We start from the raw sequence: 20,677 nt of genomic DNA, 5'->3' as shown, positions 1-20,677 counted from the left end.
GGCGCGGAGAGCGGGGCAGCGGGCGGAAGCGGGACCGGATCGCCGGGATCCACCCGTACACCGGAAGCAGGAAACACTGAAGACGTGTGGCAGCACGCCACCACGGAGACACCGATGTCACCGAAACCGATGGCCAAGAAGGCCGTCAAGCCCAAGATTGATCCTGAGGCATAGCGCCTGTGCGAGAGGAGACAGACGCGGTGGGGTTGACCATCGGAGTCGACATCGGCGGAACGAAGGTGCTCGGCGGCGTCGTCGACAGCGCGGGTGACGTCCTCGCACAGACCCGGCGCGACACGCCGGCCCAGGACCCGGCCCGCACGGCGGACCGCATCATCGAGGTGATCCAGGAGCTGGCTGCGGGGTACCCCGTCGACGCGGTCGGTGTCGGCGCGGCCGGCTGGATCGACGCGACCCGCTCGGTCGTGCAGTTCGCACCCAACCTGGCCTGGCGCAACGAGCCGCTGCGCGAGAAGATCACCGCCGCGGTCGGCCTGCCCGTCGTGGTGGAGAACGACGGCAACGCCGCGGCCTGGGCGGAGTTCCAGTTCGGCGCCGGCCGCGACGCCGACAACTCGATGGTGCTGTTCACCGTCGGCACCGGCATCGGTAGCGGCATCGTCATCAACGGCTCGCTGATCCGCGGCACCAACGGCATCGCCGCCGAGCTCGGCCACATGATGATGGTCCCCGGCGGCCAACCCTGCGGCTGCGGCCGGCACGGCTGCCTGGAGCAGTACGCCAGCGGCAACGCCCTCGTCCGCTTCGCCAAGGCCGACGCGCGGGACAAGCCGGAGCTCGCCGAGCAGCTGCTCGGCCTCGCCGGCGGTGACGCCGACGCGATCAAGGGCCCCGCCGTCACCCAGGCCGCCCGCCTCGGCGACGCCGTCGCGATCGGCGCGTTCGAGCAGATCGGCCGCTGGCTGGGCGTCGCCCTCGCCGACATCGTGCAGATCCTCGACCCGCAGGTCATCGTCGTCGGCGGCGGGGTCATCGACGCCGGCGACCTGCTCATGAAGCCGGCCCGCGCCAGCTACGAGGAGCAGCTCGCCCAGCGCGGCCGGCTCCCCGTCGCCGAGGTCCGCCCCGCCCTCATGGGCAACGTCGCAGGCGTGGTCGGAGCCGCCGACCTGGCGCGCGTATGACCAAGCTCAGGGTCCTGTCGTACAACCTGCACAGCCTGCGGGACGACCGGCGCGCCCTCGCCGAGGTGGTGCGGGGTATCGCGCCGGACGTGGCGATCCTGCAGGAGGCGCCCCGCCGCTTCCGGTGGCGGCAGAAGTCGGCCGCCCTCGCCCGCGACTTCGAGCTCGTCGTCGCGGGCGGCGGCCTGCCCGCCTTGGGCAACCTGATCCTGACCAACCTGCGGGTCCGCCCGCTCGACGGCTTCGACATCAGGTACCCGCTGACCCCGGGCCGCCACATGCGCGGCGCCGCGTTCGTGCGCTGCCGGGTCGGGCGCTCCACGTTCGTCGTGGTCGGCTCCCACCTGTCCACCGACGCGACCGAACGCCCGTCCCAGGCCGCCGTGCTCAAGGCGCGCATGGCGGAGCTGCAGGAGCCGGTCGTCTTCGCCGCCGACCTCAACGAGAACTCCGGCGGCGCCGCCTGGCGCACCCTCGCCGACGGCCTCGTCGACGCGGCCGGCGCCGACGAACGCCATACCTTCCCGTGCGCCGCCCCCCGCGAACGCCTCGACGCCGTCTTCGTCGACCCCCGCGTGACCGTGCTGTCCTACGAGGTCGTCGACACCCCGGCCGCCCGCCTGGCCAGCGACCACTTCCCGGTCGTCGTGGAGCTCGACCTCCCGGACTGACGCCGCTGAGCCGCCGCGGTCCGTGGTCCCTTCCTGCTCAGGTCCGTCGTGGGCAAGGTCCGCCGCTCCCGTCAGCCACCGGTCGGGCCCTGGCGGCCCTCCCTGCCAGGCCCGCGTGCAGTCACCCCGGACGCGGCCTGCCGGCCGCGACGAACGCGGCCGCGGACGGCCGCGACGCGGCCTGCCGGCCGCGACGCGGCCTGCCGGCCGCGACGCGGCCTGCCGGCCGCGACGCGGCCTGCCGGCCGCGACCCCGCGGGCTGGGCTTGTCGCGGGGCTGGGCGTGTGGGGCCAGTTGACCTTGGACACTTTGACCGGCCAGGACCGGCGAAATCGTCCAAGGTCAGCTTGCGGCGGCGGTGGCGGGAGGGCTGCCACGTGCGGGACTGGACAAAGCAGCGCTGAGCGGACGAGGATCTGCCCGCGACAGGCATGCGCGGTGCAGTGGGGAGACGACGCGGGTGACAAGTTTCGACGACCTGGCCGGCGGCGCGACCCACTGGCGCGACGGCGAGCCCGTCTACGACCGCGGCGACACCGTCTGCGTCATCGGCGCCGGCGGCACCGGGCTGGCGGCGATCAAGAACCTGCGCGAGGCGGGGTTCGGGGTCGACTGCTACGAGCGCGAGACCGGCGTCGGCGGCGGGTGGAACTGGCGGCACGACCGCAGCCCCGTCTACTCCAGCACGCACCTGATCTCGTCGAAGCCGTTCACGCAGTTCCCGGACTTCCCGATGCCGGACGACTGGCCCGACTACCCGCACCACTCGCAGCTGCTGGCGTACTTCGAGCGGTACGCGGACCACTTCTCGCTGCGCGAGCACATCTGGTTCGGCACCGACGTGGCCCGGGTCGAGCCCGCCGACGACCCCGACGGCGGGCCGCCGCGCTGGGACGTCACGGTCCGGGGCTCGCGGGGCGGGGCGCCGCGCACGATGCGCTACGCCGCGGTCGTGGCCGCCAACGGGCACAACTGGTCGCCGAAGATGCCCGAGTACGAGGGGCTCGCCGACTTCCGCGGCAAGGTGATCCACGCCAGTCAGTACAAGGATGCGGCCCAGCTGCGGGGGCGCAAGGTGCTCGTCGTCGGCGCCGGCAACAGCGGCTGCGACATCGCGGTCGAGGCGGCCCAGCAGGCGGCGAAGTGCTGGCACTCGACCCGCCGCGGTTACTGGTACGCGCCGAAGTACGCCCTCGGCAAACCCGCCGACCAGGTCAACGACCGGATCCTGGCGATGCGGCTGCCGTTCCGGCTGCGCCAGTGGCTGCTGCAGCGCACGATCAACATGACGGTCGGCGACCTGACCCGCTTCGGCCTCCAGAAGCCCGACCACGGGCTGCTGGAGATGCACCCGCTGGTCAACAGTCAGTTGCCGTACTACCTCGGCCACGGCGGGATCACGCCGCTGCCGGACATCAAGCGGTTCGAGCGCACCGAGGTCGTCCTGGCCGACGGGCGCACCGTCGAGCCGGAGCTGGTGGTGTTCGCGACCGGGTACCTGCCGAACTTCGACTTCCTCGCCCCGGAGCTGCTGTCGACGGACGCGGCGGGCCGCCCCCGGCTGGCGCTGCAGATGCTGTCGCGGACCCACCCGACCCTCGCCGTCGCCGGCCTGCTGCAGCCCGACTCGGGGGTGTTCACGCTCGCGCACTGGCAGACGGTGTTCATCGCCCAGTGGCTGCGCGTGCTCGACGCGTCGCCCGCCAAGGCCCAGGCCCTCTGGGCGAAGCTGCGCCAGGACGGCGACCGGCGCTTCACCGCCGGCAAGGTCACCGACTCGACGCGGCACTGGTTCGAGGTCAGCCATTTCGTGTACCTGCAGGCGCTGGAGAAGTCCCTGCACGAGCTGGAGGCGGTCCGTTGACCACCCGTGTGATGCGCTCCGACGAGTGGGCCGACCCGCCGAAGCCCGTCCAGCGGGAGGTGCTCACCGAGCGGCCCGAGGCGCCGCAGGACCGGCCTCCGGTGCTGTTCGTCCCCGGGTACGGCCACGGCGCCTGGGCCTTCGCCCAGCACTGGCTCGAGCACGCGGCCCGTCGCGGCTTCCCCGCCTCGACGATGAGCCTGCGCGGCCACGGCGGCAGCGGCGCCGACCCCGATGCCCGCCTGCGCGACTACGTCCACGACGTCACCCAGGTCGCGGCCGGCCTGCCCAAGCAGGCGGTCCTCGTCGGCCACGGCGCCGGTGCCCTCGTCGTGGCGATGGCCCTGGCCAGGTACCCGGCCCGCGCCGGCGTCCTGGTCGCCCCCGTCTTCGGCGGTCCGGCCACCGCGCTGGGCCTGCTGCGCCGCAACCCGGCCGGCACGCTGCCGGCCCTGTTCGGCGGCCGGGTCTCGCTGCGGGCGGCGCAGCTGTTCAGCCGGGGCCTTCCGGCGAAGGAGGCGCAGTCGTACGCGGCCCGCCTGCAACGGGTCCCGGCGGGCGCGCAACGCCAGCTGATCCGCAGGCAGGAGCCCGAGTCGCCGGTCGGCGCCCCGCCGGTGCTCGTCGCCGGCAGCCCCGACGACCGGATCGTGTCGGCGTCGGCCCTGGAGTGGGTCGCCCGCCGGTACGGCGGCTCGCCGCTGCTCTTCCCCGGCATGGGGCACGACCTGATGCTCGACGCCCACTGGCAGGAGCCGATCGACGCGATCCTGGACTGGCTGGAGAAGCTGCCGGCCTAGCCGGCGAGCCACCGCCGGCTTGCGTGTGATCTTGCCCGGTTGATCGAAGTCGTGTCGTGGTCGTCCGGGCGACCGGGACGCGACTTGGATCACCACGGTGGTCCGGCCGGTGGGACGGCGGGTGCTGCGCCGGTGTGCCGGTCCGCTACCGCCACGGCACGTGCACCGTGGATGGGCGCAGGTTGCGGCTGGCGATCACCGCCGGCGTGCCGCGGCACCGCCGCATGGCGACGATGAGGGGACCGGTGCCGTTGTGGCTGCGACCCCGTGAACGTTCGTGGTCACAGCGCAAGCCGCCTGCTCCGAGCTGATCCGGGCCGGGCGGTCCGAGCTGGTCCGAGCTGGTCCGAGCCGGGCCGGTCCGAGCTGGTCCGAGCCTGGGCCGGGCCGGGGCTGTCCAGGCCGACGCCAGGTGCGGGCTTGCAGGCAGAGGCGCTGCCCCGTCAGACGCCAGGCAGCCGGGTCAGACGCCAGGCAGCCGGGTCAGACGCCAGGCAGCCGGGTCAGACGCCAGGCAGCCGGGTCAGACGCGGGCGCCGTTGTCCGGGTCGTCGTCCTCGTCGTCGCCGGGGCGCAGCCGCAGGATCAGGCTGACGAACCCGCTGAGCAGCAGCGCGAACCCCAGGAACAGCGTCGACTGCGGCCCGAAGACCGGCAGCAGGTCGGGCCAGATCAGCAGCATCAGGCCGGCGACCAGGCCGATGACCGCCAGCAGCGTCGACGGCGCGATGCGGGGCAGCGGCGGGGGAGGCGGCGGCGTGTACCCGTCGTCGTCGTCCTCGTCGTCGGGCAGGTCGGCGCCGAAGGAGTCCAGGCTGTCCAGCAGGGAGCGGTCGACGGCGTCGGAGGCGCGGCGCAGCGGGGTGCGCGGCGCCGGATCGGTGTCCATGTCGGCGGCGGCCGAGCCGGAGGAGTCGAGGTCCTCGGCGGCGGGCCAGGGCGCGCTGGTCGGATCGACGGTGGTGTGGAAGCCGGCGATGATGCTGGCGAACGTCTCGTCGTCCGATTTGCGGCTCGTCTTGGCCTCCGGGGCAGGGGTCGCCTTGGCCGGCTGGGTGGCCTCGGCGGGTGGGGTGTGCTGCTCGGGCACGGCGGTCAGCTGGCTGAAGTAGTCGCGGGCCGTGGCGAGGTGGTCACGATCAGCGTAGAGCCGGTCGGTGGGTCTGGCGGGAAGGGTCGTGGTGCGCGTCACCGGATGCAGATCGGTGGCAGGCTGGAGATATGCCGCAATGCCACCGGCAGCGAGGACGTCCAGCAGATGCTCGCCGACTCTCGGGTCGACGTCTCCGACGACCGCGTACTCCTGCGCTACCAGGCCGTTGTCGCGCCGGCCGCGCCGCGCCCCACCCCCTGGCACCGCCTGCCCCTCCCCGCGGCCGCCACCGCGACGACCGGGTCCGCCGCGAAAAAACCGCTGACCGAAATCCTGACATGCGTAGTGGTGCTTCCGGGAGTGCGTTGTGGTGTGCCGAACTGCTTCGTAGGCTCTTTGCGACGGTCATCACCGACTGTCTGGCAGATCGTGGAAGGTTGAGCGGTGCTCTACTGGTTCCTCAAGTACATCGTCCTCGGGCCGGTGCTGAAGCTCATCTTCCGCCCCAAGGTGGAGGGACTCGAACACGTCCCCGCCGAAGGGCCCGTGATCATCGCCAGCAACCACCTTTCCTTCGCGGACTCGATCTTCATGCCGCTGAGTGTGAAACGCCGGGTGACATTTCCGGCGAAAGCCGAATACTTCACCGGTAAGGGGGTGAAGGGCTGGCTGACCAAGATGTTCTTCGCGGGCACCGGTCAGGTCCCGATCGACCGTTCGGGCGGCAAGGCGGCCCGCGCCGCGCTGGAGGTCGGCCTGAAGATCCTGCGCGAGGGTGGCATCTTCGGCATCTACCCCGAGGGCACCCGCTCCCCGGACGGCCGGCTCTACCGGGGCAAGACCGGCGTCGCCCGGCTGGCGCTGGAGTCCGGTGCGGTGGTGGTGCCGGTGGCGATGATGAACATGGACAAGGTGCAGCCGATCGGGCAGGTCCTGCCCAACCTGAAGCGCGTGCACATCCGCTTCGGCCCGGCGCTGGACTTCTCGCGCTACGCCGGGATGGCGGGGGACCGGTTCATCGAGCGCGCCGTGACCGACGAGATCATGTACGAGCTGATGACGCTGTCCGGCCGCGAGTACATCGACATGTACGCGCAGAAGGTCAAGAGCGCCCCCGAGGCCAGCAAGGCCGAGCCTATAGCGGCGTAGGCGGCAGCTCGGCCAGGGTCAGCAGCATCGGCGCGCCCGCCTGGGCGGCGAAGGCGACCAGCTCGCTGCGCCACGGCTCCAGGCGGTCGGCGCCGGCCGGGCCGAGCCGCCCGAGCGCCTGCACCGCCCAGGTCAGCGACAGGATGCGGGCGGAGGCGTTGGGGATCTCGCCGTAGATCTCCGCGGCGGCCAGGTGCATGTCGGCGGCCCGGGCGAAGTCGCCGTCGACGAAGGCGATCGCCCCGGTGATGGTCCGCATCGCCGCCTCGACCCACGGGGTGCGGTGCGGCACGTCGGCGAGCATGTCGCGGATCGCCATCATCGAGACCCGGCCGGCGAGGACCGCGGCGTGCGCGGTCGCGTCGATCCACTCGCCGCTGGCGATGGCCCGCACCTCCCGCCACGTCTTGGCGAGCTCGACGATGAGGGCCTCAGCGTCGCGCTCCTGGCCCTGCAGCGCGCGGCAGAGCGCGCCGTGGCCGAGCACGGTCCACTGCAGGCGGTAGAAGCCGCTGCGGCGCCCGGCGGCGACCAGGTCCTCGATCTCCCCGGGGTTGGCGAAGGGCTCGCCGCGCAGGATCTTCATCCACGCGTGCGCGCCGCGGACCTGCAGGTCCCACTCGGAGGCCGGGTCGCGCTCGGCGACGCCGATGAGCGTTGCCCAGTCGCCGGTGAAGTAGGCGACCTGCGCCACGTTGGAGTAGCCGGTGGCCAGGGTGTGGCTGCCGGGCACCGTCTTGCGGCTGCTCTCGTACAGGGCGGCCGAGGCGGTCCAGTCGCCGTCCTCGACCAGCGCCCAGGCCACGTTGCGCATCGCCCGGTGCTCCGACAGCAGCCGGCGCTCCCGGCACACCTCCAGGGCGGCCTGCAGCTCGACCAGGCCGGAGCGGTCGCCGGCCTGGAACAGGGCGGTGCCGATGGTGATCCGGGCGCCGGTGGCGACCTCGATGAGGCCGAGCCGGTCGGCGATCTCCGCGGCGGCGCTGGCCGCGGCGACCGCCGGCTCGACCTCGAAGTTGGACATGTGCAGCCGGCCCAGCTCCGCATACGCGTCGGCCTTCTCCGGCGCGTCGGGCAGCTCGTCGAACAGCTCCACGGCCCGGTCCAGGCAGGACAGCGCGCCGAGCCGGTCCGCGCGCAGCCACGCGGCCTGGCCGAGGATGGTCCAGGCCCGGGCGGCGCTGGCCTGCTCCCCGGCCGAGTAGAGCCGCTCGGCGAGGCCGGCGAGCTGGTCGGTGCCGCCGGCGCCGAGGAACGAGTCCGGGTCGGCGTAGAAGGCGATCTCGGTGGCGAGCAGCTCGATGCGCAGCCGCTCGCCCTGGTCGGTGGTGTCGTCGCAGAGGGCGAGGGCCTTGCCGGCGTGGGCCGCGGCCGCGTCGAGGGCGTGCAGCGCGTACGTGCGCCGGGCCGCCCGGTGCAGCGCGTCGCGGGCCGGCATGCTGTACCGGGGCGCGTCGAGGCCGAGCGAGCTGGCGATCTCGTAGGCGGTGTACCGGTGGTTCGCCACGACCTCGGCCAGGTCGGTGTCGCGGTCGGCGGCGACGCTGTCGAGCCAGGCGGCGGTCAGCTCGTGCCGGGCGACCCGCTCGGTGCGCGGCAGCCGCTGGTAGCACACGTCGCGGACCAGGACGTGGCCGAAGCGGTACTCCGTCTGTCCCTCCATCGTCGAGGCGGCCTGCTCGTGGATCAGGTCGCGCTGCTCCAGCCGGCGCAGCGAGCGCTCGATGCCGTCGGTGGGGCGGCTCATCGCGGCGGCGACCGCGCCCGGCCAGAAGTTCATCCCGACCACGGCGGCGGCCTGCAGCACCGCCCGGTCCGCGGCCTCCAGCAGGTCGACCCGGTTGGCGATGACGGCGTGCACGCTGTCGGGCATCGGCAGGACCCGGCCCAGCGCGTCGGAGGTGCGCAGGTTGCCCTGCTCGGCGAGCATGCGGGTGTACTCCAGCGCGTACAGCGGGTTGCCGTCGGCGAGCTCGACCAGGGAGTTGAGCGAGTGCCCGGGGAACGCCGCCTGGCCGAGCAGGTGCGCGTACATGGTGGCGATCTCGGCGTCGCGCAGCGGCGGCAGCGTGATCGTGACCGACCCGGCGATGGCGCCGGCCCAGCTCGCGTTGCGCTCCAGGAACTCCGGACGGGCGGTGGACAGCAGCAGCAGCGGCACGTCCCGCACCGACGCACCCAGCCGCTCCACGAACCGCACCATCGACTCGTCGGCCCAGTGCAGGTCCTCGAACACCAGCACGGTCGGGCGGTGCGCGGCGAGCGCGACCACGAACCGGCGCCACGCCGACTCGGTCTCGTCGGGGGCGAGCTTCGGCCCGGGCAGGCCGACGAGCGGGCTGAGCGCGTCGGCGAGCCGCTCCGCCTCCGACGGGCTGACGATCACGCTGAGCGCGGTGTCGAGCCGCTCCCGCGCCGTCTCGGCGGTGTCGGTGTCCAGGATGCCGGCCTGCGCCTTGACGATGTCGGCGAGCGCGGCGTAGGTCACGTTCTCGCCGAACGGCGGGCAGCGCCCGGTGCGCCACGCCACGGGCGCGTCGAAGAGCCGCTCGGCGTGCAGGAACAGCTCGTGCACCAGCCGGCTCTTGCCGATCCCGGCGTGGCCGATGACGGTGACCAGCTGCGGGGTGTGCTCCCGCAGCCCCCGGTGCAGGGCGTTGACCAGCAGGCTCAGCTCGTGGGTGCGGTTGACCAGCGGGGTCGAGCCGGCCTCCCGGTCGGGGTGGTTGCGCCGCAGCGGCGCGAGGGCCAGCCACACCTCGGTCGGGGTCGAGCGCCCGCGCAGCGTCGCCGGCGGCTGCGCCTCGTAGCGGATCGAGGACTTGGTCAGCGCATAGGTGCTGCCGCAGACGAGGACCCCGCCGGGCGGCGCGAGCGACTGCAGCCGGGAGGCGGTGTTGACCACGTCGCCGGCGACGATCGCCTGACCGCCGTCGCGGGCCGCGGCCACGTCGACGAGGGCCTCGCCGGTCGCGACGCCCACCCGGAAGCGCAGCGCCCGCTCGCCGTCGCCGGTGCTGGCGTAGCGGGCGAGGACCCGCTGCAGCTCCAGGCCGGCCCGCACGCAGCGCACCGCGTCGGTCTCGGTCGCCACGGGCGCGCCGAAGAGCGCCATCACCGCGTCGCCGATGTACTTCTCGACCACGCCGCCGTATTGCCCGATGACCTCGCGGGCGGTGGAGAAGAAGCCCTTCTGCAGCTCGCGGACCAGCTCGGGGTCGGCGCGCTCGACATAGGGCGTGAAGTCGATCAGGTCGACGAACAGCACGCTGATGCGGCGGCGGTCCTCGCTGCGGGTCGCGGGGATCGACACCGTGGCGCGGCCCATGTGACCACCGCCACGGTCGGACCGGGCCGGCCCGCCGCCCCCGGCGCCCGACGCGGCGCGCGGGGTGCCGCAGCCGGTGCAGAACGACGCGTCAGCGGCGAGCGAACGCCCGCACGTCGCGCAGGCCGGGCTCAGCTCGGCGCCGCAACCACCGCAGAACCGGTCGCCGTCGCCTGCCTGGCGGCCACAGCGTGCGCACTGACTGGAAATCGCCGACACTCCCCAACTCGGACCCTTGCACATCCTCACACGCCGGCCACCCGACCAACCAGATGTCCTGCCAGGGACCCCACCCGGCGGAGTCCGCCGCGCGGGGCACGGTGAGAAACGACAAGTGGCCGGTGGACGGTCGGCGCGGGACCGGCAGGCCCGGACGCGCCGCGTCCGGGCCCGGGGTCAGCGGTCGGTCATGCCGGCGCGGCGGCGCAGGGCGCTGAGGTCGGTGACGACGATGCGCCGGCCCTCGGTGCGCAGCCAGCCGCGGCTGGCGAACGACCCGATGGCCTGGTTGACGCTCTGCCGCGAGCCGCCAGCCATCTCGGCGAGCTGGCTCTGGTTGAGCTCGATGGTGACCATCGGCGCGTTGGTCTCGCCGGCGAGGCGGACCAGGGTCTTGGCGACCCGGCCCGGCAGGTCGAGGAAGACGTGGTCGGCGTTCTGCTCGGTGAGCCGCCGGATGAGCGCGCCCAGCGAGCGCATGACGGCGTCGAGGATGCGCGGGTTGGCGTGGACCAGCTCGATGAACGCGTGCCGGGACAGCGCCAGGGCCTGGCAGTCCTCGATCGCCTCGGCGGAGGCCGAGCGGGCCGCGCCGTCGAGCAGGGACACCTCGCCGAGCGTGTCGGGCGGGCGGACGACCGAGAGGACCGCGCGCTCGCCGGTCGGCGCGGTCCGGAACACCATCACGGCACCGCGCTTGAGCACGATGAGTGATTCGCCCGGATCGTTTTCGACGAACAGCAGCTGGCCCTTGCGGTATGTCCGTGGCACCGCCGCCTGGATGACCCGCTGACGCACGTCGGGCTCCAGACCACTGAACATTTCCACACCGGTCAGTGCGTCGCCGGGATCTGGCAGCCGACCCTCCACGGTCAAACCCCTCCCGGTGCAACGTTGATCGGACTCATGATCACCGTAGGTGATCGCGAGCACAGTACGGAACTTCTACCAGATCATGACGCGCGTGTCGGAGTCTGTACATCCCCCGCATCGGCTCACCGACAGCCCGCACATGAGCACGCAGGCAGGCTAGTGCCAGCACGCGAACCGCCGGGGGGCGGGGTTGGCGTCGGGGTACCCGGGGTGCCGGTGGTGCGAGCACCGGTCCCCGGGTACCGGCGTTTTCCGGACACGGAGGGCGACGCGGGCGCATAATGCGCAGCGTGGCCCCCGAGCTCGCCCAGGTGCACACCACACTGCGCAGAAGTTGGCAGTGCAGCCCCGGTCCGTGCATTCCTCTCGGCGCCACCGCCTGGCAGGTCCAGATCGACGCCAGACAATTCGATACGTCGCCGGTGGGCACCGGTCAGTTCGTGGTGAAATGGGCGCCGGCGACCGCCCGGCGCGGCTTTGAGGCCGGCTTGTGTGCCGCGGAACACGTCGAGGCCGCCGCCGGCCTGTGCGCCGGCCGCCCGGTCCGGGCCGCCGACGGCGCGCTCACCACCCGGGCCGGCGACGGCGTCCTGGCCCTGCTGTGCCTGGTGCCGGGCCGGCCGCTGCGCGCCGAGGACCCCCTCGACCAGCACTGGTGGGGCGGCGCGCTGGGGGCCGCGCACCGCTGCCTGCGCCGGTTCGTGCACCCCGGCCTCGCGAAGTTCCAGGCGGCGCCGGTGCCGGCCGCGGGGCCGCACCTGGCCATGGAGCCGTGGCTCGCGCCGGCGGTCACCGAGAGCGCGGCCGCGGTGCGCCGGGTCATGGTCACCGACCAGCTCACCTACGGGGTGCGGCACGGCTCGCCGGCGGCCGGCCGGTTCCGCCTCGACCCCGCCACCGGCCGGGTCGGACTGATCCGCTGGCGCGACGCCGGCACCGGCCCGCTGCTGGACGACCTGGCCCACGCCGTCCTGTGCGCCGGCGGCACCGGCACCGACGCGCTGGTCGAGGCGTACGTGCGGGCGGGGCCGGTCCCGGCCGACGAGTGCGGCGCGGTCCTGCCGGCGATGCTGGCGCTGCACGCCGCCGCCCGGGCCGCCGACGTCGCCGCGCGCATCCACGCCGGCGGCGGCACGCCCCGCGACCACGCCGAGCTGACCCGGCTGGCGACCCTGCTGCGGTGAGCCCGCCCCCGGCCCGGCAGGATGGGAGCGGTGTCGGCTTATCGCTACTTCTACGACTGCGAGTTCATCGAGGACGGTCGCCTGATCGACCTGGTCTCCATCGGGGTGGTGGACGAGCACGGCCGGGAGTACTACGCGGTCTCCACGGAGTTCGACGCCTCGCGGGCCGTGCCGTGGGTGCGCCGCAACGTGCTGGACAAGCTGCCCTCGCCGGCCGACAAGGCGTGGCGCTCCCGGGAGCGCATCCGCGAGGAGCTGCTGGAGTTCCTGGTCGAGCCGCTGCGCACCGGCGAGGCCGACGAGCTGGAGCTGTGGGCCTGGTACGCGGCCTACGACCACGTCGCCCTCGCCCAGCTGTGGGGGCCGATGCCGACGCTGCCCCGGGAGATCCCCAGGTTCACCAAGGACCTGCGCCAGCTGTGGGACGAGTCGGGCCGGCCGCCCCTGCCCGCGGCGGAGGGGCGGCACGACGCGCTCGTCGACGCCCGGCACAACCTGGCCCGCTGGGCCGTCATGCGCCGCGCGTGACCGCTCTGGTCAGCGGTACCCGCACCGCCAGGTAGAGGGGCATCGCGATCGGCGACAGCAGGATGGCCAGCACCAGTACCGGCGCCATCACCAGCGGATGGATGCGCCGCTCGCGGCTGTCCAGGTAGATCCAGCGGCCGATGAACAGGTCCCAGGCGAGCACCTGCGCCCACACGGCGGCGACCACGTCGTCGTCGGCGAACAGGGTGCGCACCCCGTCGAGGTCGGGGTTGAGCATCTCCGCGGCGAAGTCCGGCAGCACCGGCGCGATCGCCACGGCCCAGACGACCAGCGCCGGCAGCAGGATGTACGGCGAGGCGGCGATCCGCTCGCTCCACCGCCACCCGGGCGCGACGATCATGAGCGCCCAGAACGGGACGACCACCAGGAACGCGAGCTGGAACAGGGTGCCTGCCATGTCAGCGCACCTCGGCCGGCACGGGCGTGCCGGCGGCCGCCGCGGGCGTCCCGGCGGGGTCGACGGAGGGGTCGACGGAGGGGTCGGCCGGGGTCGCCAGGGCCCAGGCCGTGCCGCCGGCGGTCGCCAGGAGCAGGCCGCCCAGGGCCGCCAGGGTCAGCGCGTCGGGGTGGACGATCGACTGCCCGCGCAGCGCCTGCCACACCAGCAGGACGGTGAGCGCCCCGTACGCGCTGCCCGCGACGGTCAGGATGCGGGCCCGGACCCCGCCGGGGCGCAGCCGGGCGAAGCGCCGCGCCGCGAGCGCCAGCGCGAACCCGAGCAGCGGCAGCGCCTGCAGCGCGTGCATGCCGATGAAGTGCCCGGCGCGCAGGTCGCCGCCGGTGGTGCTCCAGTTGACCAGGGGCAGGCCGGCGCCGCCGTCGGGCACCCCGACGCTGTGCGCGCCGATGATCGTCGGGGCTTCGCCCTCGGGCAGGTCGAGCTGCGCCTTGGTGGGCATGGTCATCAGGAAGCCGACCATCATGCCGGCGAGGCCGACGATCAGCCCGAAGCGCACGGCGAGGGCGTCGGCCCGGTCCGGCAGCCGCTGGATGAGCAGCAGGATCGCCAGGATCAGGGTGCAGACCCAGGCGACCGAGATGGTGACGCCCATCACGCTGTACAGCACTGAATCGAGGGGGGTCTGGTTGTTGAAGTGGCTCTGCCGGCCGCGGGCCGCCTGCGCGACGATGATCACGATCTCGGTGATGAGGGCGCCGGTGGTCACGGTGCCGAGCCACCAGCCGAGCCGCTGCCGCCGGTCCAGCAGCGACAGCATCCAGGCGAGGGTGGTGCCGTAGATGGCGATGGACACCGAGAACTTGAACGGCTTGAGCCAGATCGGCACGCCGACCAGCTCCCGGTCGTCGAGGAAGATCCCCGCGCCGGTGAGGGCGGCGAGCACGGACAGGGCGACGGCGGTGACGATGAGCGGGCGGTGCAGCTGTGCGAGACGCATCAGAGGCTCCCGAATAATGGATAGCAGTGCTGTCCACTATTGGAGAGCTATACTATCCATGTCAAGCGTGAAGGGAGCTCGATGCGAATCGCTGAGCTGAGTCAGAAGGCCGGCGTCCCGGTGCCGACGATCAAGTACTACCTGCGTGAAGGGCTCCTCCCGGCCGGCGAGCTCACCAGCCCGAACCAGGCTCGGTATGACGATCGCCACGTCCAGCGACTGCGACTGGTGCGGGTCCTGCTGGACGTCGGCCGGTTGCCCATCGCCACCATCCGTGACCTGCTCACGAAGCTCGACGAGCCGGATCCCGACGTGCACGAGGTGCTCGGCAGGGCGCTGCCGGCCACCACCGGAGTCCGGGAGAGCAGCGACCCGGCCGTGCTCGTCGCCGCGCACGAGCGGGTGAACACCCTGATCGCCCAGCGCGGCTGGCTGCTGTCCGGCGACGCCGGCACCCGGCAGGCCGTGGCCGAGGTGATCGCCGCGTTCCAGCAGGTCGGGACCGACGCGGAGGGCCTGCTGGAGCACTACGCGGACGCGGCGGAACGCATCGCGGTGCACGATCTGGGTTTCGTTGCCCGCGCGAGCGACAACGAGGGTAAGGTGCACGCCGCCGTCGTGGGCGCCGTGCTGGGCAACTCCCTGCTGGCGGCCCTGCGGCGGATGGCCCAGGAGCACGAGTCGGCCAAGATGTTCGGCATCCGCGACGACACCTGTCAGGCGGCGGGTCCTGACTGATGCGACGTCGGCGTGTTCGGAAGGAGCGACTACAGTGCGCTGTGAATCGGCAGCGTCGCCAACGAGTGGGACCCTCCGGCTCGGCCGTGTCGCCAGCCTGCCCGTCAGCAGGGCTCGGCAGTGCGGTCGGGCAGCACCGCAACCAGGAAGGCAAGATCTAGCATGCGTATCGGCGTACTGACCGGCGGCGGCGACTGCCCCGGCCTCAACGCGGTCATCCGTGCCGTGGTCCGCAAGGGAATCTCCACCTACGGTCACGAGTTCGTGGGCTTCCGTGACGGTTGGCGCGGCCCGCTCGAGGGCAACACCCGCGAGCTGGGCATCGCGCAGGTCCGCGGCATCCTGCCGCGCGGCGGCACCATCCTCGGCTCCTCCCGGACCAACCCGTTCAAGATCGACGGCGGCGTCGAGAAGATCAAGTCCAACCTGGCCGAGCTGGGCATCGACGCGCTCGTCGCCATCGGCGGCGAGGACACCCTCGGCGTCGCGGCGAAGCTGACCGAACTGGGCGTCAACGTCGTCGGCGTGCCCAAGACGATCGACAACGACCTCGGCGCGACCGACTACACGTTCGGCTTCGACACCGCGGTCAACATCGCGATGGAGGCGATCGACCGGCTGCACACCACCGCCGAGTCGCACCACCGCACCCTCGTCGTGGAGGTCATGGGCCGCCACGCCGGCTGGATCGCGCTGCACGCCGGCCTCGCCGGTGGCGCCAACGTCATCCTCCTGCCGGAGCGGCAGTTCGACGTCGAACAGGTCGCCGGCTACGTCGAGAAGCGCTTCCAGACGCAGTACTCGCCGATCGTCGTCGTCGCCGAGGGCGCCCAGCCGCTCGACGGCCAGATGGTCCTGCACAACCAGGAGCTCGACGCGTTCGGCCACGTCCGCCTCGGCGGCATCGGCCAGTGGCTCGCCGAGCAGCTGGAGGCGAAGACCGGCAAGGAGGCCCGCACCGTCGTGCTCGGCCACATCCAGCGCGGCGGCACGCCGACCGCGTTCGACCGGGTCCTCGCCACCCGGTTCGGCCTGGGCGCCATCGACGCCGTGCACGAGGGCGACTTCGGCAAGATGGTCGCGCTGCAGTCCACGGACATCGTGCGCGTGCCCCTCGCCGAGGCGACCCGCGAGCTCAAGACCGTCCCGGTCGAGCGGTACACCGAGGCCGAGGTCTTCTTCGGCTCCTGAGCCGTCCGTCGCGACCCGGCCCTCGACGAGGGGGCCGGGCTCGCGCCGTGTTCTCAACCCCAGGGAGTGAGTTCGTGCGGACCATCGCCGTCCTCGGCGCCGGCAAGCTCGGTGAGGTACTGCTGTCCGGGTTGCTGCGGGCCGGCTGGCCCGCCGACCGCCTCCTGGCCACCGCCCGCCGCCCCGAGCGGGCCGAGGAGCTGCAGGAGCGCTACGGCATCCGGGTCGTGGACAGCGCGACCGCGCTGCAGGAGGCCGACGTGCTCACCGTCGCGGTGAAGCCGCAGGACGCCGGGGCGCTGCTGGCCGAGCTCGGCCCGAAGCTACCCGCCGGCAAGCTCGTCGTGTCGCTGTGCGCCGGCCTGCCGACCTCGTTCTTCGCCCGGCACCTGCCGGAGGGCACGCCCGTGGTACGGGTGATGACCAACACCCCGGCGCTCGTCGACGAGGCGATGACCGCGATCTCGGCCGGCCCGCACGCCACCGCCGAGCACCTCGCGCTCACCGAGGAGATGTTCCGGCCGCTCGGGCGCACCATCCGGGTGCCCGAGTCGCAGCAGGACGCGGTGACCGCCCTGTCCGGCTCCGGCCCCGCGTACTTCTACTTCCTGGTCGAGGCGATGACCGACGCCGGCATCCTGCTCGGCCTGCCTCGCCAGGTGGCGCACGACCTGATCGTGCAGACCGCGATCGGCTCGGCGGTGATGCTGCGCGAGTCCGGCGAGCACCCGGTGAAGCTGCGCGAGGCGGTGACCTCACCGGCCGGCACCACCATCAACGCCATCCGTGAGCTGGAGAATCACGGTGTACGGGCAGCGCTGCTGGCCGCGCTGGAGGCCGCCCGGGACCGCGCCAGGGAACTCGCCGCGCAGAGTGGTTGAATCTGCGGGGTGACCGTCATCACCTGTACCTGCTGCGGGCTGGACCTCGGCGACGTGCCGAGCATGTGGTCGTCCTCCGCCCCCGACACCTGGGGCGTGCCGGGGGTCGGCGGCGCGTCCTCCTGTGACTCCCGGACCGCTGCTTCGTCGAGCTGTCCGACCTCGACGAGCAGCACTTCTTCATCCGCGCGCTGATCGAGGTGCCGATCCGCGGGGTGCAGGACGCACTCACCTACAGCGTCTGGGTCAGCCTGAGCGCCGCCGGGTTCGCCCGCGCCGTCGAGCAGTGGGAGGATCCGGACCGGGCCGCAGAGCCGCCGTTCTTCGGCCAGCTCGCCAACCGGATCCCCGGCTATCCGGAGACGCTGCGCCTGCGGGTCAGGGTGCACACCCGCCCGCCGGGCCTGCGTCCCCTGGTCGAGGTCCGCGCGCACGAGCACCCGCTCGCCGCCCGCCAGCGCGACGGGATCGACGCCCACGAGCTGCCGGCGGTCGCCACCGTCTGCGCCGGCTGACACTTCGTTCATTCAGGCATTCACCCGTATCTGCGTACGCAGGGGTGCTCTAGCGTTACCGGTAGTGAGGCTGATGCTTACCGCGACCGGTGGCCCCCCGCCCGTCGCGTGCCCGCGCTCGGTGCCCTTCCCCAGCCGATGAGCGCGGCGTAAAGCCCGCCGTCGGCCGCGGACGTGGTCGGCGGCGGCTTTGCGGCATGATAACCGGGTGCGATTCGAAACCAGCCGTGCGCTTGACGCGGTCGAGCGGAGACTGAGCATCGACCCCCTCGCGGTGGGCGGGGTCATCGACCTGGTGGAGGCCGCCCGCAGCGTCGACCTCGACGGCGGCCGCCCGGCCGCGCTGCTGCGCCTCGGCATGTTCGTCGACGCCGTGAGCCGGCAGCTCGGCGACGGCAACGTCGCCCTCTACGCGGTCGCCGAGCGTGGCGCCATGTCCGACACCGACTTCACCTCCAACGAGCGCATGGTGCTGCGCCGCTGGTCCGACGACGGGCTGATCGAGATGCTGCCGCCCGGCGGGCGCACCGCCGCCCGGGTCCGGGAGGTCGCCGCGCTCACCGGCCTGCCGGTGATCACCCGCACGCCGCTGCCCGGACACCCCGGCCCGGTCTACCTCACCACCGGCGCGGCCGGCGGCATGGAGCTGGCCCTGGCCCCGTCGACCGGCTCGTCGCCGCGGCCGCACCCGGTGCTCGGCCGGTTCTGGCGCTGCCCGGCCGCCGACTGCCCGACGTTCGGCCGGCAGCCCGCCGCCGGCGCCGGCCAGCCACCACCCGCCCTGCCCAGTGGCGCCCCGCTGTGCCCGCGCCACGGCGAGCGGCTGATCGACGCCGGCCCCCGCCCGCCCGCCACCATGATGGCGGTGCGGATCAAGGGCACCGTGCGCGCCCGCTTCCCGCTGACCGCGGCCCGCCCGGTGGTCGTCGGCCGGGCACCCGACGAGCCCGGCGGCATCACCATCGGCAACTGGCTCGACGACGAGTCCACCCGCCGGGTCAGCCGCAGCCACGTCCGGCTCGAGCTGCGCGACGGCATGGTCCTGGTCACCGACGTCAGCACCAACGGCGCCGCGGTCCTGGCCCGCACCGGCTCCTCCGTGCCGCCCCGCGAGGTCGACCTGCACCGCGGCGAGCCCAAGGCGATGGGTGAGTGGGACGAGGTGGAGCTCTACCCGGACGTCACCGTCGGCCGCGCGGACCGCCCACCGGCCGCGGTCGCCAAGGGCGGCGCCCCCAACTCGGTCATGGCCGACGCCCCGACGATCGCCCTGCGCCTGCCCAAGCAGTAAACGCGTTGTCGTTGCAGCGACGGCGAGCTATCTTTGCCGCGTGATCACGACGACCGCCCTCTTCGAGGCAGGCCTATCGGCCGCCCCGGCGGTCGCGCGCGCCTCGGCCCTGCGAAGCTGACCCTCCTCCCGCAGCATTCACGCGGAACCTACGGAGGAGGGTGGTCCGGCCACCCTCTGCCCGGGTGGCCGCACGGTTCTGCACACCCACCACACATCCACTGTGGAGTGTCAGATGGCCAAGCAGACGTTCACGAGGAACAAACCGCACCTCAACATCGGCACCATGGGTCACGTCGACCACGGCAAGACGACCCTGACCGCCGCGATCACCAAGGTGCTCGCCGACCGTGACCCGGCCGTCAACCGGTACACCTCCTTCGAGGGGATCGACCGGGCGCCGGAGGAGATCAGCCGGGGCATCACCATCAACATCGCCCACGTCGAGTACGAGACCGCCACCCGCCACTACGCGCACGTCGACATGCCCGGCCACGCCGACTACGTGAAGAACATGATCACCGGTGCGGCCCAGGTCGACGGCGCGATCCTGGTCGTCAGCGCGGTCGACGGGGTCATGCCGCAGACCCGCGAGCACGTCCTGCTCGCGCGGCGCATCGGCGTGCCGTACCTGGTCGTGGCGATGAACAAGGCCGACGCCGTCGACGACGCCGAGCTGCTCGACCTCATCGAGCTGGAGATCCGCGAGCTGCTCAGCGGCTACGGCTTCCCCGGCGACGACGTGCCGGTCGTCAGGGTCTCCGCGCTGCGCGCCCTGCAGGGCGACCCGGCCGGCGTCCGCTCGGTGCTCGACCTGCTCGACGCGGTCGACCGGTACGTCCCGGTGCCCGCCCGCGTGCTCGCCGAGCCGTTCCTGATGCCGATCGAGAACGTGCTCACGATCACCGGCCGCGGCACCGTCGTCACCGGCGCCGTCGAGCGCGGCACGCTGCGGCTCAACGCCCCGGTCGAGGTCGTCGGCCTGGGCCCCACCCGCGCCAGCGTGGTGACCGGCCTGGAGACCTTCGGCCGCCAGCTGGAGCAGGCCGAGGCCGGCGACAACGCGGCCCTGCTGCTGCGCGGCATCCGCCGCGGCGACGTGCAGCGCGGCCAGGTGGTGGCCGCGCCCGGCTCGGTCTCGCCGCACCGGCGCTTCACCGCGCACCTGTACGCCCTCACCACGAAGGAAGGAGGCCGGCACACGCCGTTCTTCGCCAACTACCGGCCCCAGTTCTTCTTCCGCACCACCGACGTGGTCGGCGCGGTCGACCTGGGCGACATCCAGATGGTCATGCCCGGCGACACCGTCGACCTCACGGTCGAGCTCGGCAAGCCGGTCGCCATGCACCGCGGCCTCGGCTTCGCCGTCCGCGAGGGCGGCCACACCGTAGCCGCCGGCACCGTCACCGACCTGCTCGACTAGCAACAAGGTGAACCTTGGAGCCGCGCCCCGCCCCGGCGAGTCGCGTCTCCAAGGTCAACCGAGCGCCGGCGAAGCGACCGACCACCCGACTCCCCAAGTCCAACCCTCATGGAGGGCCGGACCACGACGGCGCCAGGAAGCGCAGCGCCCGATCTCGCAGTCGGGCCGTCTCGAAGGTGCGACCGCAGGGGTGCGGGTGGGAACCCCCGCCGCCGCGCCGCAGGCGCGGAATGAGCACAGCAACCCCGCCAAGTCCAACCCTCATGGAGGGCCGGACCACGACGGCGCCAGGAAGCGCAGCGCCCGATCTCGCAGTCGGGCCGTCTCGAAGGTGCGACCGCAGGGAGCATGGGGGCCGCGGGTGG

The 20,677-nt window shown here is 73.1% G+C and carries 19 protein-coding genes; 14 read left to right on the top strand and 5 right to left on the bottom strand.

Going from position 1 to position 20,677, the window contains the following annotated elements; translation table 11 throughout:
- Positions 1-200: 200 nt before the first annotated feature.
- From AB0H83_RS33435 to AB0H83_RS33420, 4 genes are all read left to right on the top strand, one after another.
- Positions 201-1,145 (top strand): ROK family glucokinase, encoded by a 945-nt coding sequence (locus AB0H83_RS33435; RefSeq protein WP_360102055.1) that lies wholly within the window; start codon positions 201-203, stop codon positions 1,143-1,145.
- Positions 1,142-1,816, top strand: a complete 675-nt coding sequence (locus tag AB0H83_RS33430; protein ID WP_360102053.1) for an endonuclease/exonuclease/phosphatase family protein — start codon at positions 1,142-1,144, stop codon at positions 1,814-1,816. Before AB0H83_RS33435 ends, AB0H83_RS33430 begins: the two co-directional genes overlap by 4 nt.
- Before the next feature lie 461 nt (positions 1,817-2,277).
- Positions 2,278-3,681 (top strand): NAD(P)-binding domain-containing protein, encoded by a 1,404-nt coding sequence (locus tag AB0H83_RS33425; RefSeq protein WP_360102051.1) that lies wholly within the window; start codon positions 2,278-2,280, stop codon positions 3,679-3,681.
- Positions 3,682-3,692: 11 nt separating this feature from the next.
- Positions 3,693-4,481 (top strand): alpha/beta hydrolase, encoded by a 789-nt coding sequence (locus tag AB0H83_RS33420; RefSeq protein ID WP_360102176.1) that lies wholly within the window; start codon positions 3,693-3,695, stop codon positions 4,479-4,481.
- 523 nt (positions 4,482-5,004) lie between these two features.
- Here the strand turns inward: AB0H83_RS33420 and AB0H83_RS33415 are convergent.
- The gene (locus tag AB0H83_RS33415; RefSeq protein WP_360102174.1) at positions 5,005-5,796 is read right to left on the bottom strand and encodes a DUF308 domain-containing protein; all 792 of its coding nucleotides are present in this window, start codon (positions 5,794-5,796) and stop codon (positions 5,005-5,007) included.
- Between AB0H83_RS33415 and AB0H83_RS33410 the strand changes: the two genes are divergently transcribed.
- Positions 5,677-6,015, top strand: a complete 339-nt coding sequence (locus AB0H83_RS33410) for a hypothetical protein (RefSeq protein ID WP_360102189.1) — start codon at positions 5,677-5,679, stop codon at positions 6,013-6,015. The genes AB0H83_RS33415 and AB0H83_RS33410 overlap by 120 nt on opposite strands.
- 3 nt (positions 6,016-6,018) lie before the next feature.
- Entirely contained in the window at positions 6,019-6,723 is a 705-nt protein-coding gene (locus AB0H83_RS33405; RefSeq protein WP_360102049.1) for a lysophospholipid acyltransferase family protein, read from the top strand.
- Here the strand turns inward: AB0H83_RS33405 and AB0H83_RS33400 are convergent.
- Positions 6,710-10,294 carry an adenylate/guanylate cyclase domain-containing protein gene (locus AB0H83_RS33400; protein ID WP_360102047.1) on the bottom strand — a complete coding sequence of 1,195 codons (3,585 nt, stop codon included), beginning with the start codon at positions 10,292-10,294 and terminating at the stop codon, positions 6,710-6,712. The two genes, AB0H83_RS33405 and AB0H83_RS33400, sit on opposite strands and share 14 nt — an antisense overlap.
- Positions 10,295-10,447: 153 nt before the next feature.
- Complete coding sequence (locus tag AB0H83_RS33395; RefSeq protein WP_033362537.1) at positions 10,448-11,140, bottom strand: Crp/Fnr family transcriptional regulator; 693 nt, start codon at positions 11,138-11,140, stop codon at positions 10,448-10,450.
- Positions 11,141-11,433: 293 nt separating this feature from the next.
- Between AB0H83_RS33395 and AB0H83_RS33390 the strand changes: the two genes are divergently transcribed.
- Complete coding sequence (locus AB0H83_RS33390; protein ID WP_360102045.1) at positions 11,434-12,327, top strand: serine kinase; 894 nt, start codon at positions 11,434-11,436, stop codon at positions 12,325-12,327.
- Between the two features lie 30 nt (positions 12,328-12,357).
- The gene (locus AB0H83_RS33385; RefSeq protein ID WP_360102043.1) at positions 12,358-12,855 is read left to right on the top strand and encodes a polyadenylate-specific 3'-exoribonuclease AS; all 498 of its coding nucleotides are present in this window, start codon (positions 12,358-12,360) and stop codon (positions 12,853-12,855) included.
- On the opposite strand, the gene AB0H83_RS33380 is transcribed toward AB0H83_RS33385, so the two are convergent.
- Both AB0H83_RS33380 and AB0H83_RS33375 read right to left on the bottom strand, forming a co-directional pair.
- Complete coding sequence (locus tag AB0H83_RS33380; protein WP_360102041.1) at positions 12,839-13,273, bottom strand: ABA4-like family protein; 435 nt, start codon at positions 13,271-13,273, stop codon at positions 12,839-12,841. The genes AB0H83_RS33385 and AB0H83_RS33380 overlap by 17 nt on opposite strands.
- Before the next feature lies 1 nt (position 13,274).
- Positions 13,275-14,273, bottom strand: a complete 999-nt coding sequence (locus AB0H83_RS33375; protein WP_360102039.1) for a hypothetical protein — start codon at positions 14,271-14,273, stop codon at positions 13,275-13,277.
- An 81-nt stretch (positions 14,274-14,354) separates the two neighbouring features.
- Here AB0H83_RS33375 and AB0H83_RS33370 point away from each other — a divergent pair, with 81 nt between their 5' ends.
- From AB0H83_RS33370 to tuf, 6 genes are all read left to right on the top strand, one after another.
- A complete protein-coding gene (locus AB0H83_RS33370) occupies positions 14,355-15,011 on the top strand; it encodes a MerR family transcriptional regulator (protein ID WP_360102037.1) in 657 nt (218 codons plus the stop codon).
- Positions 15,012-15,173: 162 nt separating this feature from the next.
- Positions 15,174-16,202, top strand: a complete 1,029-nt coding sequence (locus tag AB0H83_RS33365) for a 6-phosphofructokinase (RefSeq protein ID WP_360102035.1) — start codon at positions 15,174-15,176, stop codon at positions 16,200-16,202.
- A gap of 74 nt (positions 16,203-16,276) precedes the next feature.
- Entirely contained in the window at positions 16,277-17,083 is an 807-nt protein-coding gene (proC, locus tag AB0H83_RS33360; RefSeq protein WP_360102033.1) for a pyrroline-5-carboxylate reductase, read from the top strand.
- 152 nt (positions 17,084-17,235) lie between these two features.
- Entirely contained in the window at positions 17,236-17,598 is a 363-nt protein-coding gene (locus AB0H83_RS33355; protein WP_360102172.1) for a DUF2199 domain-containing protein, read from the top strand.
- Between the two features lie 208 nt (positions 17,599-17,806).
- Positions 17,807-18,889: an FHA domain-containing protein gene (locus AB0H83_RS33350; protein ID WP_360102031.1), complete on the top strand. Its 1,083-nt coding sequence runs from the start codon at positions 17,807-17,809 to the stop codon at positions 18,887-18,889.
- Positions 18,890-19,124: 235 nt separating this feature from the next.
- Positions 19,125-20,312 carry an elongation factor Tu gene (gene tuf / locus AB0H83_RS33345; protein ID WP_360102029.1) on the top strand — a complete coding sequence of 396 codons (1,188 nt, stop codon included), beginning with the start codon at positions 19,125-19,127 and terminating at the stop codon, positions 20,310-20,312.
- The last annotated feature ends 365 nt before the right edge of the window (positions 20,313-20,677 follow it).

Source organism: Dactylosporangium sp. NPDC050688, assembly GCF_040654515.1.
Lineage (GTDB): Bacteria > Actinomycetota > Actinomycetes > Mycobacteriales > Micromonosporaceae > Dactylosporangium.
The sequence above is the reverse complement of the archived record's forward strand: the minus strand, read 5'-3'. Positions and strand labels throughout refer to the sequence as shown.

Excerpts from the sequence above, each read along its gene's own strand:
- AB0H83_RS33365 (WP_360102035.1), top strand. The coding sequence starts at position 15,174 with ATGCGTATCGGCGTACTGACCGGCGGCGGCGACTGCCCCGGCCTCAAC.
- AB0H83_RS33380 (WP_360102041.1), bottom strand. The coding sequence starts at position 13,273 with ATGGCAGGCACCCTGTTCCAGCTCGCGTTCCTGGTGGTCGTCCCGTTC.
- AB0H83_RS33375 (WP_360102039.1), bottom strand. The coding sequence starts at position 14,273 with ATGCGTCTCGCACAGCTGCACCGCCCGCTCATCGTCACCGCCGTCGCC.
- AB0H83_RS33410 (WP_360102189.1), top strand. The coding sequence starts at position 5,677 with ATGCAGATCGGTGGCAGGCTGGAGATATGCCGCAATGCCACCGGCAGC.
- AB0H83_RS33430 (WP_360102053.1), top strand. The coding sequence starts at position 1,142 with ATGACCAAGCTCAGGGTCCTGTCGTACAACCTGCACAGCCTGCGGGAC.
- AB0H83_RS33420 (WP_360102176.1), top strand. The coding sequence starts at position 3,693 with ATGCGCTCCGACGAGTGGGCCGACCCGCCGAAGCCCGTCCAGCGGGAG.
- AB0H83_RS33400 (WP_360102047.1), bottom strand. The coding sequence starts at position 10,294 with ATGTGCAAGGGTCCGAGTTGGGGAGTGTCGGCGATTTCCAGTCAGTGC.
- AB0H83_RS33370 (WP_360102037.1), top strand. The coding sequence starts at position 14,355 with ATGCGAATCGCTGAGCTGAGTCAGAAGGCCGGCGTCCCGGTGCCGACG.
- tuf (WP_360102029.1), top strand. The coding sequence starts at position 19,125 with ATGGCCAAGCAGACGTTCACGAGGAACAAACCGCACCTCAACATCGGC.